Here is a 1534-nt window from a genome sequence, read left to right as displayed (position 1 = left end):
TGGGCCGGGTCCCCCGCGGTGCCCGACGCCGCCGACGCCGCGGTCGCCGAGCTGACCGAACGCGGCCCGGCACCGTCCTGGACGCGGCCGCAGCGGGCGGCCGCGCTGGCCGGGATCGTCGCGCTGGAGCTGGTGTCGCTGCTGGCGCTGGTCCCGGCGGTGCTGCTGGTGTGGTCGTCGTTGCTGCTGTTCGGCGACGGCCCCGCCCTGCTCGTCGCGGCCCTGGTCGGGCCGGTGTTCGTGGTGACGGTGTGCGTACTGGTGGCTGTCGGCCGGTGGGCCGTCGCGCCCCGCACCGGGCCCGGGGTCTTCGCGGCGCGCTCCGCGCTGGGGCTGCGCAAGTGGTTCGGCGACACGCTGCTCGAGATGAGCCTGAGCTACACCAACTCGCTGTACTCGACGCTCTACACGGTCGGCTGGTTGCGGCTGCTCGGCGCCCGGATCGGGCGCGGCGCGGAGGTGTCCACCGCCTCGCACATCGACCCGGAGATGCTGACGATCTCCCAGGGCAGCTTCGTCGCGGACATGGCGAGCGTGGGCAGCGCGACCTTCCACAACGGCTGGATGGTCCGCCGTCCGACGCTGGTGGGGCGGCGCGCGTTCGTCGGGAACGCCGCCGTCGTCCCGGCCGGGTCGACGCTCGGCGACGAGTCGCTGATCGGCGTCGCGACGGTGCCCCCGGCGTCGGGCGTGCCGCACGACACCACCTGGCTGGGGTCTCCGGCGATGCACCTGCCGGTGCGCCAGGACTCCGGGGACCACCCGGAGTCGCTGACGTTCACGCCCTCACGGCGCCGCGTCGCGGAGCGGCTCGGCATCGAGTTCCTCCGGGCCACGCTGCCCGCCTCGGCGATCTCGGTGTCGATCTACCTGTTCCTGCAGGGGCTGTCCGGCGTGGCCCGCACCGGCGCCGCGTGGCAGGTCGTGCTCGCGGCACCGGTGCTGGCGCTCGCCTCGGCGCTCGCGCTGGTCCTGCTGGTCGCCGCGGTGAAGTGGCTGGTCGTGGGCACCTACCGGCCGCGGACCGAGCCGCTGTGGAGCCGGTTCGTGCGCCGCTCGGAGTTCGTCACCGGACTCTACGAGGCCTCCGCGGTGCCCGGGCTGCTGAGCATGCTGTCCGGGACCCCGTTGCTGCCGCCGATGCTGCGGCTGCTCGGCGCCCGGATCGGGCGGCGGACCTGCGTGTCGACGACCTACCTCACCGAGTACGACCTGGTGGAGATCGGGGACGACGCCGTCGTCGGGCGGGACGTGTCGCTGCAGACCCACCTGTTCGAGGACCGGGTCATGAAGATGTCGACGGTGTCGGTCGCGGACGGCGCGTCGGTCGGGGACCGGGCGATCGTGCTCTACGACGCCGTGGTCGGCGCCGGGGCGCGGCTCGACCCGCTGTCGCTGGTGATGAAGGGCGAGCACCTGCCGCCCGGCTCCCGGTACCGGGGCATCACCGCCCGCGCGGTGCCCGACGCCGCACCGGCCGACGCGGCACCGGCCGTGCCGCCTGCCGTGCTGCCCGCCGTGCAGCCCGCCGCGG

General features: G+C 75.0%; 1 pseudogene. It reads left to right on the top strand.

The annotated features are described in order from the left end of the window. Positions 1 to 1534: pseudogene (locus GTW08_RS20775) on the top strand (peptide synthetase); the annotation flags it as partial.

This window comes from Pseudonocardia sp. SID8383 (assembly GCF_009864975.1).
In the GTDB taxonomy this organism is placed as follows: domain Bacteria; phylum Actinomycetota; class Actinomycetes; order Mycobacteriales; family Pseudonocardiaceae; genus Pseudonocardia; species Pseudonocardia alni.
This window is presented reverse-complemented; position numbering and strand designations above follow the sequence as displayed.